General features: G+C 71.9%; 17 protein-coding genes. 10 read left to right on the forward strand and 7 right to left on the reverse strand.

The annotated features are described in order from the left end of the window. Positions 1 to 8: 8 nt before the first annotated feature. The 7 genes from sufB to ACSIH6_RS29190 are packed head-to-tail and all read left to right on the forward strand — an operon-like array spanning position 9 to position 5,858. Positions 9 to 1,421, forward strand: coding sequence for a Fe-S cluster assembly protein SufB (gene sufB, locus ACSIH6_RS29160; protein ID WP_435111535.1), 1,413 nt, complete (start codon positions 9 to 11; stop codon positions 1,419 to 1,421). Position 1,422: 1 nt separating this feature from the next. Then, a complete protein-coding gene (gene sufD, locus ACSIH6_RS29165) occupies positions 1,423 to 2,583 on the forward strand; it encodes a Fe-S cluster assembly protein SufD (RefSeq protein WP_435111536.1) in 1,161 nt (386 codons plus the stop codon). Continuing rightward, positions 2,576 to 2,911 (forward strand): non-heme iron oxygenase ferredoxin subunit, encoded by a 336-nt coding sequence (locus ACSIH6_RS29170; RefSeq protein WP_061081256.1) that lies wholly within the window; start codon positions 2,576 to 2,578, stop codon positions 2,909 to 2,911. Before sufD ends, ACSIH6_RS29170 begins: the two co-directional genes overlap by 8 nt. A gap of 7 nt (positions 2,912 to 2,918) precedes the next feature. Beyond that, complete coding sequence (sufC, locus tag ACSIH6_RS29175; protein WP_435111537.1) at positions 2,919 to 3,680, forward strand: Fe-S cluster assembly ATPase SufC; 762 nt, start codon at positions 2,919 to 2,921, stop codon at positions 3,678 to 3,680. A 3-nt stretch (positions 3,681 to 3,683) separates the two neighbouring features. Then, positions 3,684 to 4,985 carry a cysteine desulfurase gene (locus ACSIH6_RS29180; protein ID WP_435111538.1) on the forward strand — a complete coding sequence of 434 codons (1,302 nt, stop codon included), beginning with the start codon at positions 3,684 to 3,686 and terminating at the stop codon, positions 4,983 to 4,985. Between the two features lie 19 nt (positions 4,986 to 5,004). Continuing rightward, positions 5,005 to 5,481: a Fe-S cluster assembly sulfur transfer protein SufU gene (gene sufU, locus ACSIH6_RS29185; protein WP_435111539.1), complete on the forward strand. Its 477-nt coding sequence runs from the start codon at positions 5,005 to 5,007 to the stop codon at positions 5,479 to 5,481. Next, positions 5,481 to 5,858 (forward strand): metal-sulfur cluster assembly factor, encoded by a 378-nt coding sequence (locus ACSIH6_RS29190; protein WP_435111540.1) that lies wholly within the window; start codon positions 5,481 to 5,483, stop codon positions 5,856 to 5,858. Before sufU ends, ACSIH6_RS29190 begins: the two co-directional genes overlap by 1 nt. A 76-nt stretch (positions 5,859 to 5,934) precedes the next feature. Here the strand turns inward: ACSIH6_RS29190 and ACSIH6_RS29195 are convergent, their stop codons facing one another. Both ACSIH6_RS29195 and ACSIH6_RS29200 read right to left on the reverse strand, forming a co-directional pair. Beyond that, complete coding sequence (locus ACSIH6_RS29195; protein ID WP_435111541.1) at positions 5,935 to 6,315, reverse strand: hypothetical protein; 381 nt, start codon at positions 6,313 to 6,315, stop codon at positions 5,935 to 5,937. Between the two features lie 395 nt (positions 6,316 to 6,710). After that, the gene (locus ACSIH6_RS29200; RefSeq protein ID WP_435111542.1) at positions 6,711 to 9,023 is read right to left on the reverse strand and encodes a hypothetical protein; all 2,313 of its coding nucleotides are present in this window, start codon (positions 9,021 to 9,023) and stop codon (positions 6,711 to 6,713) included. A 746-nt stretch (positions 9,024 to 9,769) separates the two neighbouring features. Between ACSIH6_RS29200 and ACSIH6_RS29205 the strand changes: the two genes are divergently transcribed. Then, the gene (locus ACSIH6_RS29205) at positions 9,770 to 10,660 is read left to right on the forward strand and encodes an SGNH/GDSL hydrolase family protein (RefSeq protein WP_435111543.1); all 891 of its coding nucleotides are present in this window, start codon (positions 9,770 to 9,772) and stop codon (positions 10,658 to 10,660) included. 70 nt (positions 10,661 to 10,730) lie between these two features. On the opposite strand, the gene ACSIH6_RS29210 is transcribed toward ACSIH6_RS29205, so the two are convergent. The 5 genes from ACSIH6_RS29210 to ACSIH6_RS29230 form a co-directional block, all read right to left on the reverse strand. Next, on the reverse strand, positions 10,731 to 11,912 hold the full coding sequence (locus tag ACSIH6_RS29210) for an EAL domain-containing protein (RefSeq protein WP_435111544.1): 1,182 nt from the start codon (positions 11,910 to 11,912) through the stop codon (positions 10,731 to 10,733). Between the two features lie 288 nt (positions 11,913 to 12,200). Further along, positions 12,201 to 13,439 carry a beta-ketoacyl-ACP synthase II gene (gene fabF / locus ACSIH6_RS29215; RefSeq protein ID WP_435111545.1) on the reverse strand — a complete coding sequence of 413 codons (1,239 nt, stop codon included), beginning with the start codon at positions 13,437 to 13,439 and terminating at the stop codon, positions 12,201 to 12,203. 127 nt (positions 13,440 to 13,566) lie between these two features. Continuing rightward, complete coding sequence (locus tag ACSIH6_RS29220) at positions 13,567 to 13,809, reverse strand: acyl carrier protein (RefSeq protein ID WP_017567578.1); 243 nt, start codon at positions 13,807 to 13,809, stop codon at positions 13,567 to 13,569. Between the two features lie 107 nt (positions 13,810 to 13,916). Beyond that, on the reverse strand, positions 13,917 to 14,873 hold the full coding sequence (locus ACSIH6_RS29225) for a beta-ketoacyl-ACP synthase III (RefSeq protein ID WP_435111546.1): 957 nt from the start codon (positions 14,871 to 14,873) through the stop codon (positions 13,917 to 13,919). Between the two features lie 2 nt (positions 14,874 to 14,875). Beyond that, the gene (locus tag ACSIH6_RS29230; protein WP_435111547.1) at positions 14,876 to 15,853 is read right to left on the reverse strand and encodes an ACP S-malonyltransferase; all 978 of its coding nucleotides are present in this window, start codon (positions 15,851 to 15,853) and stop codon (positions 14,876 to 14,878) included. A gap of 242 nt (positions 15,854 to 16,095) precedes the next feature. Here ACSIH6_RS29230 and ACSIH6_RS29235 point away from each other — a divergent pair, with 242 nt between their 5' ends. Next, complete coding sequence (locus tag ACSIH6_RS29235) at positions 16,096 to 17,358, forward strand: PucR family transcriptional regulator (RefSeq protein ID WP_435111548.1); 1,263 nt, start codon at positions 16,096 to 16,098, stop codon at positions 17,356 to 17,358. A gap of 345 nt (positions 17,359 to 17,703) precedes the next feature. Continuing rightward, the gene (locus tag ACSIH6_RS29240) at positions 17,704 to 18,747 is read left to right on the forward strand and encodes a hypothetical protein (protein WP_435111549.1); all 1,044 of its coding nucleotides are present in this window, start codon (positions 17,704 to 17,706) and stop codon (positions 18,745 to 18,747) included. Positions 18,748 to 18,856: the final 109 nt, after the last annotated feature.

Here is an 18,856-nt window from a genome sequence, read left to right on the forward strand (position 1 = left end):
GTCCGCGCATGACGTCTATCGCGCATCCCGAGCTCGAGGGGATCGGAACATACGAGTACGGTTGGGCCGACTCCGACGCGGCCGGGTCCTCGGCCCGCCGCGGTCTGAACGAAGAGGTCGTCCTCGACATCTCCGCCAAGAAGGACGAGCCGGAGTGGATGACCAAGCTCCGTCTCAAGTCCCTTCGGCTCTTCGACAAGAAGCCCATGCCCAACTGGGGCGCGGACCTGTCCAAGATCGACTTCGACAACATCAAGTACTTCGTGCGGTCCACGGAGAAGCAGGCCACATCCTGGGAGGAACTGCCCGAGGACATCAAGAACACCTACGACAGGCTGGGCATCCCCGAGGCGGAGAAGCAGCGCCTGGTCGCCGGTGTCGCCGCGCAGTACGAGTCCGAGGTCGTCTACCACCAGATCCGCGAGGACCTGGAGGAGCAGGGTGTCATCTTCCTGGACACCGACACCGCCCTCAAGGAGCACCCGGAGGTCTTCGAGGAGTACTTCGGCTCCGTGATCCCGGCCGGTGACAACAAGTTCGCCGCGCTCAACACCGCCGTGTGGAGCGGCGGGTCGTTCATCTACGTGCCCAAGAACGTGCACGTGGAGATCCCGCTCCAGGCCTACTTCCGGATCAACACCGAGAACATGGGCCAGTTCGAGCGGACCCTGATCATCGTCGACGAGGGCGCCTACGTCCACTACGTCGAGGGCTGCACCGCGCCGATCTACAAGTCGGACTCGCTGCACTCCGCGGTCGTGGAGATCATCGTCAAGAAGAACGCCCGCTGCCGTTACACGACCATCCAGAACTGGTCGAACAACGTCTTCAACCTGGTCACCAAGCGCGCCGTGGCCGAAGAGGGCGCGACCATGGAGTGGATCGACGGCAACATCGGCTCCCAGGTCACCATGAAGTACCCCGCCGTCTATCTGATGGGCGAGCACGCCAAGGGCGAGACCCTGTCCATCGCCTTCGCGGGCGAGGGCCAGCACCAGGACACCGGGTCCAAGATGGTGCACTGCGCGCCCAACACCTCCTCCACCATCATCTCCAAGTCGGTGGCACGCGGCGGGGGCCGCGCCTCCTACCGGGGACTGGTGCAGGTGCAGGAGGGCGCCGACCACGCCAAGTCCTCGGTCAAGTGCGACGCGCTGCTGATCGACACCATCAGCCGTTCCGACACCTATCCCTACAACGACCTGCGCGAGGACGACGCCGAACTCGCGCACGAGGCGACCGTCTCCAAGGTCAGCGAGGACCAGCTCTTCTACCTGATGAGCCGGGGTATGGACGAGGACGAGGCCATGGCCATGATCGTGCGCGGGTTCGTCGAGCCCATCGCGCGCGAGCTGCCCATGGAGTACGCGCTGGAACTGAACCGGCTGATCGAGCTTCAGATGGAAGGAGCGGTTGGTTAAGTTGACCAGCCCCAGCACCGAACCCAAGGCCCACAGCCACGGCCTCGGGGAGATCCCGTTCTCCAAGTTGGCCACCCACGGGTCCTTCGACGTGAACGACTTCCCCGTCCCGGGCGGCCGCGAGGAGGAGTGGCGCTTCACTCCGATCCGCCGCCTCAAGGGCCTGCACGACGGCAGCGCCGTCGCCGACGGCACCGACAAGCTCGACGTGGACGCCCCCGAGGGCGCCACCGTCGAGACGGTCGGCCGCGGCGACGCGCGGCTCGGCACCGCCGGGTTCCCCGCCGACCGCGTCACCGCCCAGGCCTACACCTCCTTCGAGGAGGCCACGGTCATCACGGTCGCGCAGGGCGCGGCCCTGGAACGGCCGGTCGTCGTCAACCGCCAGGCCCAGGGCGGCACGCGCTACGACCAGTTCGTCCTGGACGTCAAGCCGCTGGCCGAGGCGGTCGTGGTCCTCAACCAGACCGGCACGGGCGTGCGCGCGGGCAGCGTGGACATCCACGTCGGCGAGGGCGCGCGCCTGACGCTGATCAGCGTCCAGGACTGGGACGGCGACGCCGTCGACGTCTCGCAGCACAACGCCCAGGTGGCCAAGGACGCCACGTTCAAGTCGATCGTGATCACCCTGGGCGGCGACCTGGTCCGGCTCTCCCCGAAGGTGGCCTACAAGGGGCGCGGCGCCAACGCCGAGCTCCACGGGCTGTACTTCACCGGCGACGGCCAGCACCACGAGCACCGCTCGCTCATCGACCACAACATGTCCCACACCCGCTCACGGGTGGAGTACAAGGGCGCGCTGAGCGGCAAGGACGCCCACGGTGTGTGGATCGGCGACGTGATCATCGGTGAGGGCACCACCGGCACCGACTCCTACGAGCACAACCGCAACCTCCAGCTCACCGACGACACCCGCGTGGACTCGGTGCCCAACCTGGAGATCTTCACCGGTGAGGTGGAGGGCGCCGGGCACGCCGCCGCCAGCGGCCGCCTGGACGACATCCACCTGTTCTACCTGCGCTCCCGGGGCATCCCGGAGGACGAGGCCCGGCGCCTGGTCATCCGCGGCTACTTCCTGGAGCTCATCAACCGGATCCCGGTCGAGGAGCTGCGTGAGGAGATCATGGCCAAGGTCGAGCGCAAGCTGGCCGCCCATGAGTGAGGCCGGACGCTGGGTGAAGGTCGCCGAGCTCGCCGAGATCCCCGAGGAGGGGGTCCTCGGGATCGAGACCGATGACGAGACGCCCATCGCCCTGGTCCGCAGCGAGGGCGAGGTGTACGCCGTGCGGGACGTGTGCTCGCACGCCGAGGTCCGTCTGTCCGAGGGCGAGGTCGAGGACGGCACCATCGAGTGCTGGCTGCACGGCTCCTGCTTCGACCTGCGTTCGGGGGCGCCGATCAACCCGCCCGCGACCCAGGCGGTCCCCACCTACGACGTGAAGATCGACGGCGACGACGTGCTCGTCTCGCTGGATGAGAAGAATTCCTGAGGCTGAAATGACCAAGTTCGAAATCCGCGGCCTGCGCGCCGACGTCCTCATCGGCGAGGGCGAGCGGCAGGAGATCCTCAAGGGCGTTGACCTGACCGTCAACTCCGGTGAGACCCACGCCATCATGGGCCCCAACGGCTCGGGCAAGTCCACCCTCGCCTACGCGATCGCCGGCCACCCGCGCTACGAGATCACCGAGGGCGATGTCCTCGTCGACGGCGAGAACATCCTGGAGATGAGCGTCGACGAGCGCGCCCGCGCCGGCGTGTTCCTGGCCATGCAGTACCCGGTCGAGGTCCCCGGCGTGTCCATGTCCAACTTCCTGCGCAGCTCCGTCACCGCGGTGCGCGGCGAGGCCCCCAAGCTCCGCCAGTTCTCCAAGGAGCTCCAGGGGGCGATGAAGGACCTGTCCATCGACTCGGCCTTCGCCGCCCGCGGCGTCAACGAGGGTTTCTCCGGCGGTGAGAAGAAGCGCCACGAGATCCTCCAGCTGGAGCTGCTCAAGCCCAAGGTCGCCATCCTGGACGAGACCGACTCCGGCCTGGACGTCGACGCGCTCAAGGTCGTCTCCGAGGGCGTCAACCGCGCCAAGGCCGGCGGGGAGATGGGCGTCATGCTCATCACGCACTACACCCGGATCCTCAACTACGTGAAGCCCGACTTCGTGCACGTGTTCGCGGGCGGCCGCGTCGCCGAGTCCGGCGGCCCGGAGCTGGCCGACGTGCTGGAGGCCGAGGGCTACGAGCGTTTCGTGAAGGCGGGCGCGTAACCCATGACCACAGTCCGCGAGTTCGGTCGGGCCGGGGCGGCCCCGCTCGACGTCGCGGCGATCCGGGAGGACTTCCCGATCCTCTCCCGGACCGTCCGCGACGGGCGGCCGCTGGTGTACCTCGACTCCGGGGCCACCTCGCAGAAGCCCCGTCAGGTGCTCGACGCCGAACGTGAGTTCTACGAACGCCACAACGCGGCGGTGCACCGTGGCGCGCACCAGCTCGCGGAGGAGGCGACCGACGCCTACGAGGCGGCCCGGGAGACCATCGCCCGGTTCATCGGGGCCGACGCCGGTGAGGTGGTGTTCACCAAGAACGCCACCGAGGGCGTCAACCTGGTGGCCTACGCGCTGAGCAACTCCGCGACCGCCGACGAGGAGCTGCGCCGCTTCCAGGTCGGGCCCGGCGACGAGGTCGTGGTGACCGAGATGGAGCACCACGCCAACCTGGTGCCCTGGCAGCAGCTGTGCCAGCGCACCGGGGCGACGCTGCGCTGGTTCCCGGTGACCGACGAGGGGCGCCTGGACCTGTCGGGGATCGCCGACCTGGTCAACGAGCGCACCAAGGTGGTGGCGTTCAGCCACCAGTCCAACGTGCTGGGCACTGTGAACCCGGTCGGGGAGATCGTCGCCCGGGCCCGCGAGGTCGGCGCGCTGACCGTGCTGGACGCCTGCCAGTCGGTCCCGCACATGCCGGTCGACGTGACCGCGCTGGGCGTGGACTTCCTGGTCTTCTCCGGGCACAAGATGCTCGGTCCCAACGGGATCGGCGTGCTCTGGGGGCGCCGGGAGCTGCTGGAGGCCATCCCGCCGTTCATCACCGGCGGCTCCATGATCGGCGTGGTCCACATGGAGTACTCCACCTGGGCCGACCCGCCCCAGCGCTTCGAGGCCGGTGTGCCGATGGCCCCGCAGGCCGTCGGCCTGGCCGCGGCCTGCGACTACCTGTCCCGCGTGGGCATGGAGCGGGTCGCCGAGCACGAACACGCGCTCACCGAGTACGCGCTGGAGCGGATCGGCGCCCTGGAGGGCGTGCGCATCGTCGGCCCCACCGAGGCGGTGGACCGCGGCGGCGCCGTGTCCTTCGCCGTGGACGACATCCACCCGCACGACGTGGGCCAGGTCCTCGACGACCTGGGGGTGGAGGTCCGGGTGGGCCACCACTGCGCCTGGCCGCTGCACCGCAGGCTGGGCGTCGTCGCGACCACGCGCGCGTCCTTCTACCTCTACAACACGTCGGAGGACGTGGACGCGCTCGTGGAGGCCATCAGGGCCGCGCAGAAGTTCTTCGGAACCCGGCCCTAGAGCGAGGAACAGCCTGACCATGCAGTTGGACGTGATGTACCAGGAGATCATCCTGGACCACTACCGCAACCCGCACCACAAGGGCCTGCGCGATCCGCACAACGCGGAGGCGCACCACATCAACCCCACCTGCGGGGACGAGGTGACGCTCCGGGTGGCGCTCACCCCCGCCGAGGGCTCCGACGCGCTCGACGGCGAGGCCGTCGTCAGCGACGTCTCCTACGACGGGATGGGCTGCTCGATCAGCCAGGCCAGCACCTCCGTGCTGACCGACCTGCTCATCGGCCGCACCGTCGCCGAGGGCATGACCACCCTGGACGCCTTCACCGAGCTGATGCAGTCCAAGGGCAAGGGCGAGCCCGACGAGGACGTGCTGGAGGACGCCGTGGCGTTCGTCGGCGTGTCCAAGTACCCCGCGCGGATCAAGTGCGCCCTGCTGGGGTGGATGGCCTGGAAGGACGCCGTGTCGCAGTCCCTGGAGAAGGAAGCCGTCTGATGAGCGAGAACGAGACGACAACGACCGAGGCCGCCGAGACCATCGAGGGCGCTCCCCTCTCCCCGGAGGCGGAGGCGCTGGTCGAGGAGATCAGCGAGGCGCTCAAGGACGTGATCGACCCCGAGCTGGGCGTGAACGTCGTCGACCTGGGCCTGCTGTACGGGGTGAACGCCGAGGAGCAGGTGATCACGCTGGACATGACCCTGACCAGCGCGGCGTGCCCCCTGACCGACGTGATCGAGGACCAGGCCGTCTCGGCCCTGGACGAGTTCGGCCGCGAGGTCAAGATCAACTGGGTCTGGATGCCGCCGTGGGGTCCGGACAAGATCACCGACGACGGGCGCGACCAGTTGCGCATGCTGGGCTTCAACGTCTGACCCGCGCTGCCCGCGCGAAACGGGCCGGTACCCCTCGGGGACCGGCCCGTTCGCGTGGGTGGGGTGCCCGGGGCCGTCAGTAGACGAGGGGAGTGAACTGGGGAGCGGCGAAGCTGCCACCGGCGTGGAAGTCGACGCTGCGGCCGGAGGGGATCCGGTACTGGGTGGTGGTCTTGTACTGGGAGTGGGCCCAGGTCCCCCGGATCGTCACGGAGTAGGAGGTGCGGGAGGCGTTGAGACCGGTGCTGGTGCACTGGCCGGGGCTGACCACGAAGGTGGTGAAGCTGCCGAAGTCGGCGTAGGCCGTGTAGTTGGAGGACACGTTGCACAGGCGGAAGGTGCCCGCGGCCGCGGCCGCGGCGGGGGCGGCGGTGCCCACCGTGAGACCGAGGGAGAGCAGTAGGCCCAGGGCCAGGGTGAGGGCGAGCGACTTGCCTCGTGAGAGCGCGGTGGACATGGAACTCCTCAGTGTGGTCGTGAAGCAGGGGTAGGACCGCACCCGGAAAGGGGGCGCTGCGTAGTCAACCACACGCGGAAGGCCGCTTCTAGGTTTTGTGTGTTTTTTGTCCTGCCTTTGCGTGTGTTCATGGGAGCTTCGTGTGGCTTCGGCGTGTTGTAACGCCCCGTTCGCACGGGAAACATGACATCGATGTCGCGCTCCGTAACGACGCAGGGGTGCACGCGGCGGAGGCGGGGCGGGGGGAGCGTACGCGGAGAGGGCCCCGGTACCTTGAAGCCGCCGCCACCGGTGCTCGGGAGGGAGGGGTTCGACGGCCGGGGGTGAACGGGCCGGCCCCCGGATACCGGGCGGGGCCGGGGCCGTGGTGGTCCCGCCCGCCCGGAGGAGCGTGCCTAGTGCGCGGCGAACATGCCCGCGCGCAGCTCCGCGGCGATGTCGTTGTCGCCGCGCAGGGACAGCAGGTCGACCAGCGACTGGGGGTCGGCGAACGCCTCGTCGTCGCTGTCGGTGATCCGGCGGGAGAGGATCTTCAGGGCGTCCTCGGTGGAGGCCGGCGCGGTGTAGCCGCTCAGGTGCAGCGCCCGTGCCGTGGGGGAGTAGCCGCTCAGGTCGGTGGCGGGCAGCTTGCGTGCGTCCAGGCGGTCGCCTGCCACGGTGATGAAGACGCGGTCGCCGGGCTGGGCGGCCTGGCGGCGCAGCAGGGGGCGCAGGGAGTCGAACGCCGGCTGGTCGCGCCAGACGAGTACCAGCAGGTCCGCGCCCGGGGCGGTCAGGCACAGCAGCCGTCCGGGCTGGAGCCCCAGGTGGGTGGCGTACCCGGTGGGGACGGCCACGGGCGCGCCGTTGAGGTGGTCGGCGGTGATGTCGATGCGGTGCCACCAGCGCCCGTCGGGGGCGCGGAAGCAGCGGGCCGCCATGGCCGGGTCGCTCGCACCGGGCCGCGAGGGAGAAGCGGGCGGCGTGGGCGGCAGGCCGTGGGCCTGTCCGGGCGCCGGGCCCAGCGGCACGACGCGGTGCGGGTCCAGGGCGGCGGTACCGAAGGCCGCGGGAGCCTGCTCGGGCCCGGGTCTGTGCTGGTGGGCGGGGGCGGGCTCGTCCGGGGCCGCGGACGGCTGTGCGTCCATGCGCCGCCGGATGGGCAGCCCGTTCTCGGTGGTGGCCCCCGAGTCCTCCGGGGCGGTGTGGCCAGGGTGGTTGGTCGGCATCTCCACGGGCACCGACGGGTCCGTGAACACGTGCCCGTCCCGCAGGCTCACCCCGGGGGTGCTCAACAGCCAGGCGCGCAGCTCCTGCTGGCGGATGCCGATCCGGCTGAGCCGGATCCCGGCCTCGGTCATGCTGGGGGCGTCGTCCAGCAGCTCGCGGGTCTGCCAGCGCAGCCGGTTGGGGTCGTCGGCGATCAGCCAGCCGTTGTGCATGCGCCGGTCGGTGAACAGGGTGATGATCACCCGCCACAGCGGCGTGTTGAGGGTGGGCACGTCCACCGGGTGGTCGGGGTGGGCGTTGATCAGGCGGTCGATGGTGGTCGCCGCGCCCAGCTGCTCGGACAGCTCGCGCAGGTGCTTGGTGACCGCGGCACCCTCGGGGGCGTTGAGCCAGCGCAGCAGGCGCTCCTCCACCTTGCGCTGGGCGGAGCGGATCTCGGTGACGTCCACCGCGATCTGCTCCGAGAGCACGCGGATGCTGATGGGGTCGGTGGCGAACAGGCGCTCGGCGGCCACCGTGCGCTCCAGCTCCGGCCAGGAGCGGAACATCTCCTCGACCAGGTCCACCAGGGGGTGCTGACCCAGCGCCGGGGCGGGGGGACGCTCCTCGGCGTGGTCGGGACGCATGGCCTTGGGCGGACCGAAGCTGGGGCGGCGCAGGGTGCGCCCGGGGCCCAGCAGGGAGCTGCGGAACTGGGAGCGAAGGTCGCCCGCGCCCTCGCTGTGCGCGCCGTCGCCGCCCACGGCCTCGGTGTGCAGGGCGGAGCCGGGGATCATCGCGGCCGAGCTGACCATGGCCGTGGCCGCCTGCTCCCGGAGCGGGGCGCCGGAGGACTCGGCCCCCTCGCCGCGCTGGGCGCGCAGAGCCCGCAGGGTGCGGATCGCGCGGGTCGCCGGGGTCTGCGGCGGCGCCGCGTGCCCGGAGCCCTCGGCCCCCGTCCCGGAGCCCGTGGCGGCGGTGAGGTACTCCAACGCGCTGTGCACGTGCTCGGGGGCGGAGTCGGGCAGCCAGTGGGCGATGGTGCGCACGGCCTCCATCATCAGGGCGGGGGAGGGAGTGGGGCCTCCGGGAAGCTCACAGCAGGGCTGTAGCGCCCGCCAGGCCACCGTGCTCAGGATGTCCATGGGGTCGCAGTCGGCGAGCGGCCACGCGCCGATCTCCTGCGGACTCGTGGAGATGAGGCGCTCCCAGTCCCCGGCGGTGGCCACGACCGCGCCGCGCACGGGCTCGGAGAGGTCGGAGCAGTCCACCAGCTGGGTGCGCAGACTCGGCAGGAACTCGGCCAGCGGCAGGTGTGACCACTGCTCCAGCGCCAGGCGGGCGATGCCGTGCGCGAGCCAGGGCGGTCCCGCGATGTCCAGGACGCGTGCGACGGGTAGCGAGTGCCACCAGCCGTCGATCAGGCGGTCGTGGTGGAGCAGGGGTGCCACGTCCGGCGACCTCGACCACCGCAGTGCGGGCGCGAGGTCGACGAGGCAGATCGGAGAGACGGCGTTCATCCGCTGGGGACCTCGACCTCCTGGTGTCTGCACGTGAATTGGGGAGGAACCGCACGGGCCTTCGGTTCGATGCACCACAGTACGCGCCCCTCACCCGAGTGGAGGCCGGACGGGAGGCCGGTCCGTGTGCCACGGGCGGGCACGGCGGGCCGGGGGACAGGGGTGCCGTGAGCACTCCTCCGAGATCGTACGGCCCCTGAGGCCACATGGGTACCCCCGGGCGTGCCAGGTCCGCCGCGACCGGTCCGTGACTGCGCTGTGTGATGACCGTGACGAGGGCGTTCCGGCGTTCGTACCTGCGTGGACGTGTGAGTTACCTCATATCGGACCTTGGGTTCTTCCCGGGCCAACCGGTCGTTGGTATTCACGGCGCCTTCACATGGGCGTCCTCCGCGCGCAACGGGCGCGCGCGACCCGTCCGGGAAGGATGGAGCGTGGCGGGGTGTGCCGACACACTCCGTCCCAGGCGCCCTGTCGTCGGCCGCGGGTATGCTGGACGGGCACTGTCCCCCGCCCGGGCGACCTTCCGGCCGGACGGCCGCGCCCGGTGGCCGACAGGGGGCGACGGTGTTCGGACACGGGTGGTGGCCAGACCGCGGCCCGACACCGCGAATGCCGTACCCGCGCACCCTCGGCGCGCGCAGGCGTGGGACGGTCGAGCCGGATGATTGGTTGACGTGACAGACCTTGAGACGAATCCCCCAGCGGCCGTTCGGCCCCACAGACCGGACCCCATCCGGTCCTACGTGGCGATCGGCGACAGCATCACCGAGGGGATGGAAGACGACAGCGGCCCGGACGGAGAGTACCGGGGCTTCGCCGACCGACTGGCGGAGCACCTGGCCACGGTGACCCCCGACTTCCGCTACGCCAACCTGGGCGTGCGCGGACGCCGGATGCGCCACATCTTCGGTGAGCAGCTCGACCAGACGCTGGCCTGGAAACCCGACCTGGTCACCGTCCTGGCCGGGGGCAACGACGTCCTGCGCCCCGGAGGCGACCTCGACCGGCTGGCCGAGCACTTCGAGTGGGGCATCCGCCAGCTGCGCGACGCCGGAATCCGCGTGGTGATCCTGGCCGGCCACGACACCGGGTGGATCCCGGTCCTGCGCTACTACCGCGGCCGCATCGCCGTGTTCAGCATGCACATGCGCGCCGTCGCCGAGCGCACCGGCACCGAGATCGTCGACCTGTGGGCGCTCAACGCCCTGAACGATCCCCGCGCCTGGAGCGAGGACCGCCTGCACCCCAACGGCGCGGGCCACCAGATCGTCGCCGCGCGCGTGGCCGACCTGCTCGGCTTCCCCATGGGGCCGCCCGAGTCCTGGACCGACCCGTGGACCACCCCGCCCCGGCAGCTGCCCCGCATCCTGCGCCGCAGGGAGAACCGCCGCTGGGCCCGCCAGCACCTGGGGCCGTGGCTGCGCCGCCGCGCCATGGGCCGCTCCTCCGGGGACGGCCGCCTGCCCAAGCGCCCCGAGCTGGACTACCTGCACGACGAGGACACCCGGTCCCGGATCGCCAGGAGCATCGAGGAGGGCAAGGCCCGGGAGGGCGCCTACAACGGCTTCGACCCCACCGAGAGCGAGCCCACCCGCAGTCCCTCGGGCGCCAAGGGCCCCGACCCGGTGGACTGACCCGCCCGCCCGCCGCCGTGCGGCGGTTCCCGCACCGGACCCGGTGCGGGAACCGCATGCGTCGTGGCGCTCAGCTGCGCGACAGGGACTGGATGAGGTCGCTGATGTGCACCACGCCCAGGCACTGGCCGTAGGAGTTGGTGGCGATCAGGTCGTCGTAGATCCGCTCGGTGTCCTGGCCCGCCACCCGCAGCGCCGCCAGCGCCGACATCCACGCCGGGACCGTGCGTGGGGGCTCGGCCAGCCGCAGCGCCGGACGCTTGGCGTGCAGGGCGTGCCCGTAGCGGCCCGTCACCGACAACAGGAAGCGCGTGCGGTCGACGACCCCGACCGGGCGGTCCCGGTGGTCGATGAGGATGACGCTGTTCAGCGCCGGGTCCCCGGTGAAGGACTCCAGCACCTGCTCCGCGGTCGCGTCGGAGTCCAGCCCCACGGGCGGCACCATGAACTCGGTGACCCGGGGCCCGGAGTCCTCCTCCCCGTCCTGTCCGGTGCTCGGCTCGGGCACCGGGGTCACCCGCTCGCCGGGCCGCCACGCGCGGTCGGCGAAGAACGGCCCCGTGCCCACGCGTATCCCGCAGCGGCGCAGCCGCACCACGTCCTCGGCGGTGCCCACGCCCGAGGCCAGCGCGTACACGCCGCTGCCCCGGCCGATCCGCGCCAGGCCCTCCACCACGGTGGCGTGCCGCTGGTCCCCGGCCACGCCGGACACGATCGCCGGGTCGATCCGCATCAGGAACGGCGCGGCCTCCACCACCAGGTCCGGGCGCACCATCGCCGTCCCGAACCCGCACCGGAAACCCGCCGCGCGCAGCCGGGAGACCCCCGCCACCACGGTCCTGCGCGCCAGCTCGGCCATGTCCGGACTGAGCATGAAGGTGATGTCGCGCGGCCGACGGCCCGCACGGCGCAACAGGCTCTCCACCAGGGGGGCGAACCCCTCCCCGGCCAGGATCCGCGCGGGCAGCGGCAGGACCATCGGCAGCAGGCTCTCGGACACGGCGGTCTCCCGGACCAGGGCCAGAAGCCACTCGGCCACGGCCGACTCCTCCTGGGGGGACACCTCCGCGTAGGAGCCCCGCGCGGTGGGCGGCGGGGAGGCGGTGACCTCCACGGCCACCACGGTCCCCGAGTCCAGGTCGACGACGGGCTGGTAGCCGGGGGCGCCCGGAGCACGGCGGGCCACCGCACCCGGCCCGTCCGGATGCGCCGTGGGAGTGTGTTGGGGATGCAGCGCAGTCACAGTCCTCATGGTGACCCCGAATCGGTCCCACCTGAAGACTTGTCCTCGGCTGTTCCCCTCACCTTCACCGGGGTGTAGGGAGGGCGGCTCGGCGGCGTTCACATCTGGAGGCAACCGCGTACCGACGGTGAGGGGCGCTTTCCCGGACGTGCGCGGACCCGTCCCGGGGCCGTCCAGGCTGTCCCGGGACGGGATCCGCACGCGGCGTCGCCCGGTACGCACACGACACCGCCCGCCGGGACAGGCCCGGCGGGCGGTGCGGGGTTCGCCGACGCGGAGGCCGCGTCCGGCGAGGGGTCAGGCGCGGCGGAAGACCACCGCGATGTTGTGGCCGCCGAACCCGAAGGACTCGTTGATGGCCGCCACGTCGCCCGCGGGCATGTCCCGGGGCTTGTCACGGACGATGTCCACGGCCACGCCCGGGTCGAGCTCCTCGATGTTGATGGTCGGCGGGATGCGCCCGTCGTGCAGCGCCAGGATGGTCGCGATCGACTCCACGGCGCCCGCGCCGCCCAGCAGGTGGCCGGTCATGGACTTGGTGGAGGTCACCGCGACGCGGTCGGCGACGGAGTCGCCCAGCGCGGTGCGGATCGCGCGGGTCTCGCCCACGTCCCCGGCCGGGGTGGAGGTGGCGTGCGCGTTGACGTGCACGACGTCCTCGGGGGTGAGTTCGGCGTCGGCCAGGGCCTGGGTGATGGCGCGGGCCTGGCCGGTGCCCTCCGGCTCGGGCTGGACGATGTCGTAGGCGTCGTTGGTGTAGCCCACGCCCGAGGCGTGCGCGTACACGCGGGCGCCCCGGCGGGCGGCGTGCTCGGCCGACTCCAGGATGAGGATGCCCGCGCCCTCGCCCATGACGAAGCCGTCGCGGTCCTTGTCCCAGGGGCGGGAGGCGTGCTGCGGGTCGTCGTTGCGCGTGGACAGCGCGCGCATGGACGCGAACGAGGCGATGTTGAGCGGGTGGATCGCGGCCTCGGTGCCGCCCGCGATCACCACGTCGGCGCGGCCGGAGCGGATCATGTCCACGCCGTTGGCGATGGCCTCGGCGCTGGAGGCGCAGGCGCTCACCGGCACGTGCGAACCGGCCCGGGCGGTGTACTCCAGGCTGATCGCGGCGGCGGGGCTGTTGGGCATGAGCATGGGCACGGTGAAGGGGGAGACCCGCTTCCAGCCCTTCTCACGGAAGGTGTCGTACTGCTCCAGGATGGTGAGGATGCCGCCGATCCCGCTGGAGACCACCACGCCCAGGCGGATCGGGTCCACCTCGGGGGAGCCGGCGTCCTGCCAGGCCTCCTGCGCGGCGATCAGCGCGAACTGCTGCGTGCGGTCCAGGCGGCGCAGGCGCGGCCTGGGAAGCTTCTCGGAGGGTTCCTGCGCGATCTGGCCGGCGAAGTGCACCGGGAGCTTCTCGTGCCACTCCTCCGGCAGCATGCTGATGCCGGAGCGGCCGTCGAGGAGCGCGGACCATGTGGTCGCGACGTCACCCCCGAGGGGGGTGGTGGCGCCGAGGCCGGTGACGACGACATCGGTCTTGGACATGATCCGATCGCCCTTCTCGTGGGTCGTTCCCGGCTGCGGGCCGGGGCGTTGGCGAATGTGAGGGGAAGCCGGTCGTGACGGTGGGTCGGGCGGCGGGACGGGGTGTGCCCCGCCGCCCCGAACGGTTCTACTTCTGGATGAAGTTGATGACGTCCTGGACCGTCTTGAGGTCCTTGAGCTGGTCGTCCGGGATCTCCACGCCGAACTTGTCCTGGGCGGCGACGGCGATCTCCACCATGGACAGCGAGTCGATGTCCAGGTCGTCGACGAAGCTCTTGTCCGGGGTGACCTCGGAGGGCTCGGTCCCGACGATCTCCTCGATGATCTCGCCGAGGCCCTTCAGGATCTCCTGCTCGCTGTGCTGGGCCATGTCGTCTTTCTCCTTGCTCGGTGATTCGTGTCGGCTCAGGGACACCACGTGAGCCGCGGACTCGCGGACCCGACTGGCGTGGTGTGACCGCGGGTTCGGGCGGGTGATCAGGGAATGCGGATCACCTGGGCGGCGTAGACCAGCCCCGCTCCGAAGCCCAGGGTGAGTACGGTGCTCCCCGACGGCAGCTCCCCGCGTCCGATCATCCGCGAGAGCGCGAGGGGGATGGACGCGGAGGAGGTGTTGCCAGCGGTGACGATATCGCGGGCCACGAGTGCCTGGGGCGCGCCCAGCTTCTTGGCGATGGCTTCCACGATACGCAGGTTGGCCTGGTGGGGGACGAAGGCGGTCAGCTCCGAGGGCTCCACACCCGCCCTCTCCATGGCCTCCAGGGCGACCTTGTACAGCTCGGTGGTGGTCCAGCGGAAGACCGCCTGGCCCTCCTGCCACAGGTACTTGCCCTCGCGCAGGTGGATCTTGTCGGCCCGCTCGCCGGAGGAACCCCACACCACGGGGCCGACGCCCTGCTCCTCGGACGCGGAGACGATCGCGGCCCCGGCGCCGTCGGCGAAGATCACACAGGTGCCGCGGTCGTCCCAGTCCACCCAGTCGCTGAGCTTCTCCGAGCCGATCACCAGCACGTTGCGGGAGCTGCCGCCGCGGACCATGTCCGAGGCCACGCCCAGGGCGTAGCAGAAGCCCGCGCAGGCGGCGTTGAGGTCGAAGGCGCCCGGGGCGGTGATGCCCAACCTGGCGGCGACGGTGGCGGCCGTGTTGGGGATCTGGTCCTGCACGGTGCAGGTGGCCACGATCACCAGGTCGACGTCCTCGGGGGACAGGCCGCCGGCGGCCAGGGCCTTGCCGCCCGCCGCCACGGCCATGCTGGTCACGGTGTCCTCGGGGCCCGCGATGCGCCGCTCCCGGATGCCCACGCGGCTCTGGATCCACTCGTCGCTGGTGTCGACGCGCTCTTCGAGGTCGGCGTTGGTCATGACCCGGGAGGGCTGGTACTCGCCGAAGGCGGTGATCATCGCGCCTCCGGGAGCTCTCGGGGAGCTGAACATGGTTAGCCTTCCTGGTCGGTGGCCGCGGGGTTCCCGGCGTGCTCCTTGACGAGGGCGCCGGCGCGGTCGAGGTCGTCGGGGGTCTTGACCGCGAGGAGCTCGACCCCGCGCAGCGCGCGCTTGGCCAGGCCGGTGAGCGTGCCCGCCGGGGTGAGCTCGATCATCGCGGTCACGCCCAGGCCGGCCAGGGTCTGCGTGCACGCGTCCCAGCGGACCGGGGAGGAGACCTGGGTGATGAGGCGCTCCAGGTACTCGGGTCCGCTCTCGACCACGGCGCCGTCGGCGTTGGAGAGCAGACGCACCGTGGGGTCGGAGGGGGACAGGAGGGCCGCGGCCTCCCGCACCCGCTCCACGGCCGGGGCCATGTGCTCGGTGTGGAAGGCGCCCGCGACCGGCAGGGAGCGCAGTCGCGCCCGCTCGGGCGGGTTCTCGGCGAAGGCCGCGAGCTGCGCGGTGGTACCGGCGGCCACGATCTGGCCGGAGCCGTTGTCGTTGGCCGCGGTCAGTCCGGCGGCGGCGATCGCCGCCAGCACCTGCTCGCGGTCGCCGCCGAGCACGGCGGTCATTCCGGTCTCGGTCCGCCCCGCGGCGTCGGCCATGCCCCGGCCGCGCTCGGCGACCAATCCCAGGGCGTCCTTGGGGGACAGGACCCCGGCGATCACGGCGGCCGTGAACTCACCGACGCTGTGACCCGCGACGGCGTCCAGCAGCGCGCCCTCGGCGGGCAGCGCGGGGGAGGGTGCCGACAGGGGGCCGAGCACGGCGGAGGCCGCGATGAGGCCGGCCCCGACCAGCAGGGGTTGGGCGACCGCTGTGTCGCGGATCTCGTCCGCGTCCGCGGTGGTGCCGTAGCGCACCAGGTCCAGCTCGGCCACCTCGGACCACGCCTCGACCTGCGCGGAGACACCGGGCAGTTCGAGCCACGGGGAGAGGAAGCCGGGAACCTGGGCGCCTTGGCCGGGAGCAACGATTACAAGCACGACATCAACCTTGCCCTGTAGGAGATCACCGGTCAGAGGGGGAGGAGCACGAACTTACTCGACACCGTTTGTTGGGACTCCACAAAACGGTGCCGAACGTGCGTCCACGGGCCCGGAACCGGTGGGAGAGGTCACCCTTCGACGGTACGCTGCGCGTGCGCCCGGTGACGCCAGCGGTCCTCGTCCGCCGCGGACGCGGGGCGGCCCGTCGGGCGGGTGTCGCGGGATGCGAACCTGGAGAGGTGAACACCGAACCCCACCAGACCCCGGACGACCAGGGCACCACGGCAGCCCCGGAGGGCGCGGACATGTCCGTCCCCACGGAGCAGGAACGCGTCCGCGCCGAGACCGTGCGCCGCCTGGAGCGCTCCATGGGCGCGCTCGGCACGGCCGCCGTGGCGCGCATGGAACAGCGCCTCGGCTGGTTCCGCCGGATGTCGGCCGAGGACCGCTCGTGGATCGGCCTGGTCGCCCAGTCCGGGGTGGCCGCCTTCGTCGACTGGTTCCGCAACCCGGTGCGCGGCCGCCCGGCCATCACCGTCGAGGTCTTCGGCACCGCGCCGCGCGAGCTCACGCGCTCGGTCTCCCTCCAGCAGACCGTCGACATGATCCGCGTGGTCATCGACGTGGTCGAGGGCCAGGTGGAGGAGCTGGCCGCGCCCGGTGGCGCCCAGCAGCTGCGTGAGGCCGTGCTGCGCTACACGCGCGAGGTGGCCTTCAGCTCCGCGAAGGTCTACGCGCGCGCCGCCGAGGCGCGTGGCGCGTGGGACGCGCGTCTGGAGGCCCTGATCGTTGACGCCCTGCTGCACGGCGACCAGGAGGACGGCCTCCAGACCTGGGGTTCGGCGCTGAGCTGGTCGCACACCCCGGTCGTCGCGGTGGTCGGGGAGGTCGGCGACGACGACGGCGGCAAGGTCCTGGACGACCTGCGCTCGGCCGCGCGCCGCCTCGGCCACGACGTGCTGGCCGGGATGCAGGGCCGCCGCGTGGTCGTGGTGATCGGGGTGGGGGACCGCTACCCGGCGGAGGACCTGCCCGCGGCCGCGGCCGAACCGCTGGCCGGGCTCTTCGGCTCGGGCCCGGTGGTGGTGGGGCCGGCCGTTCCCGACCTGCGGGCCGCGGGGGCCTCGCTGCGCGCCGCGGTCAACGGGCTGCGGGCCGCCGTGGCCTGGCCGGACGCGCCGCGCCCGGTGCTCGCCGACGACCTGCTGCCCGAACGCGCGCTCCAGGGCGAGGCCGAGGCCCGCAGGCAGCTGGTCGAGGAGGTGTACGTGCCCCTGCTGGGCGCGGGGTCGCCGCTGCTGGACACGCTGTCGGTGTACCTGGAGCACGCCTCGTCGCTGGAGGCCACCGCGCGGATGCTGTTCGTGCACCCCAACACGGTCCGCTACCGGCTCAGTCGCATCGCCGAGCTCACCGGGCGCACGCCCTCCGACGGGCGCGGCTCCTTCGTCCTGCGCGTGGCGGTCGCCCTCGGGCGGCTCGCGCGGACCCACGACGCCTGACTGTGAGGATGTAGTGGCTTTTCCGAGGGGTCTGACCCCCCGCGGGCGGGGACGGCCGGTTCCGGTCGCGGCACGGCGGCGGGAACCCGTCGCGTACCCCGATCGTTGCCTGCCATGTCCGTCCCCTTATGGAAGTTTCACCAGAGCCGGGTATGTCGGTAACTGGTTGTGTACGCCCGGGGACCACATGAAAAGGGATAGCTTTGTGGTGGGCGGGTTGCCGACGGGACCGTTGAGGCTGCGTCATCCTCGGGCGGAGGTCCCCGCACCGCCCCGTCACGACGTTCTTGGGGGGTCAACGCTGTGGTCGAGCGACCGAGGATAGGGTCCCGGCTCTTCCGTCCGATGATCGATTACGTTCTCGCGCCCACTCAGGAGGGTGAGCTGCGCAGACGGGCGCTGTTCTGGCTCCCCGCGCCGCTGCCCGTGCTGGGCGTGGTCCACCTGCTGGTCGGCGGCGAACTGGCCGCCTCGGGGTGGACGATACTGCTGGCCGCCAGCGTGGGCGTGGGGACGATGCTGCTCGCGCTGGTCGTGCAGCCCACACCCCTTCCCGAGGGGTTGGTGCCGCAGGTCTCCGCGCGCCGCTCGCTGCACCGCTTCCGCCAGTTCACCGGGCTGCGCATCACGCTGGCCCTGGTCCCGGTGGTGATCGGCGCGGCCGCGGCGGTGATCGGCGGGGGCATGTACCCGCTGTTCGCCGCGTTGGCGCTGGCCTGGCCGCAGCTGCTGCTGGCCCTGCCCACCTTCTTCACCATCACCAAGGCGCGCCGGGCCATGGAGGCGTGGGGCACCACCGCCTACCTGTGGCACGCGCTGTCGCGCCCGGCGAAGGTGACCTGGCCGGTCATCACCCCCGCGGTGCGCAACTGGCGCTCCTGGCGGGCCGAGAACGCACGGCAGGACCGGCGCAAGTCGGAGGAGGAGCGGGCCTGGAAGGAGGCCGTGCGCGAGGAGAACGAGCAGGTGCGCGACACCGCCGCCGATCCGGCCGCCACGGAGCGCACCCGGCCCATCCGGCCGGTGGACCAGGAGGCCACCGACGTGCTCCCGCACCTGGAGTCCGGGCGCCCGAAGGCGTCCCCGGGCACCGACGAGGAGAAGCCGACCGAGGTCCTGCCGCACCTGGGCGCCCCGTCGGGGGACGGGGAGTGCGGCAGGGAGGTCCGGCCGACCCGGGCGATGTTCCACCTGGACGGGGACGCCAAGACCGAGGGCGACGGGGAGGACGACGCCAGGGCGGAGGGCGCCCCCGCCCGCACGCCCCGCGGCACGGTGAACCGGGCCCGCCACATCCTGGAGCAGGGCAGCGGAGCCCTCGGGCTCTCGGTGCGCAAGCCCCGGCGCGGCGCCCAGCCCAGCCGGCGCCCGACGCCCAACAAGCCCTGACCTGTCCCGACAAGCCCTGACCCGTCCGGGGGCGCCGCCGGTCAGCCCTGACCCGCGGCGCCCCCGGCGGCGTTCCGCGCCCGCTCCGGACGAGGGGCCGGACACGGGG

The sequence above is a fragment of the Nocardiopsis synnemataformans genome, assembly GCF_965343085.1.
Lineage (GTDB): Bacteria > Actinomycetota > Actinomycetes > Streptosporangiales > Streptosporangiaceae > Nocardiopsis > Nocardiopsis alborubida.

Excerpts from the sequence above, each read along its gene's own strand:
- sufB (WP_435111535.1), top strand. The coding sequence starts at position 9 with ATGACGTCTATCGCGCATCCCGAGCTCGAGGGGATCGGAACATACGAG.
- ACSIH6_RS29170 (WP_061081256.1), top strand. The coding sequence starts at position 2,576 with ATGAGTGAGGCCGGACGCTGGGTGAAGGTCGCCGAGCTCGCCGAGATC.
- sufC (WP_435111537.1), top strand. The coding sequence starts at position 2,919 with ATGACCAAGTTCGAAATCCGCGGCCTGCGCGCCGACGTCCTCATCGGC.
- ACSIH6_RS29180 (WP_435111538.1), top strand. The coding sequence starts at position 3,684 with ATGACCACAGTCCGCGAGTTCGGTCGGGCCGGGGCGGCCCCGCTCGAC.
- sufU (WP_435111539.1), top strand. The coding sequence starts at position 5,005 with ATGCAGTTGGACGTGATGTACCAGGAGATCATCCTGGACCACTACCGC.
- ACSIH6_RS29190 (WP_435111540.1), top strand. The coding sequence starts at position 5,481 with ATGAGCGAGAACGAGACGACAACGACCGAGGCCGCCGAGACCATCGAG.
- ACSIH6_RS29195 (WP_435111541.1), bottom strand. The coding sequence starts at position 6,315 with ATGTCCACCGCGCTCTCACGAGGCAAGTCGCTCGCCCTCACCCTGGCC.
- ACSIH6_RS29200 (WP_435111542.1), bottom strand. The coding sequence starts at position 9,023 with ATGAACGCCGTCTCTCCGATCTGCCTCGTCGACCTCGCGCCCGCACTG.
- ACSIH6_RS29210 (WP_435111544.1), bottom strand. The coding sequence starts at position 11,912 with ATGAGGACTGTGACTGCGCTGCATCCCCAACACACTCCCACGGCGCAT.
- fabF (WP_435111545.1), bottom strand. The coding sequence starts at position 13,439 with ATGTCCAAGACCGATGTCGTCGTCACCGGCCTCGGCGCCACCACCCCC.
- ACSIH6_RS29220 (WP_017567578.1), bottom strand. The coding sequence starts at position 13,809 with ATGGCCCAGCACAGCGAGCAGGAGATCCTGAAGGGCCTCGGCGAGATC.
- ACSIH6_RS29225 (WP_435111546.1), bottom strand. The coding sequence starts at position 14,873 with ATGTTCAGCTCCCCGAGAGCTCCCGGAGGCGCGATGATCACCGCCTTC.
- ACSIH6_RS29240 (WP_435111549.1), top strand. The coding sequence starts at position 17,704 with ATGATCGATTACGTTCTCGCGCCCACTCAGGAGGGTGAGCTGCGCAGA.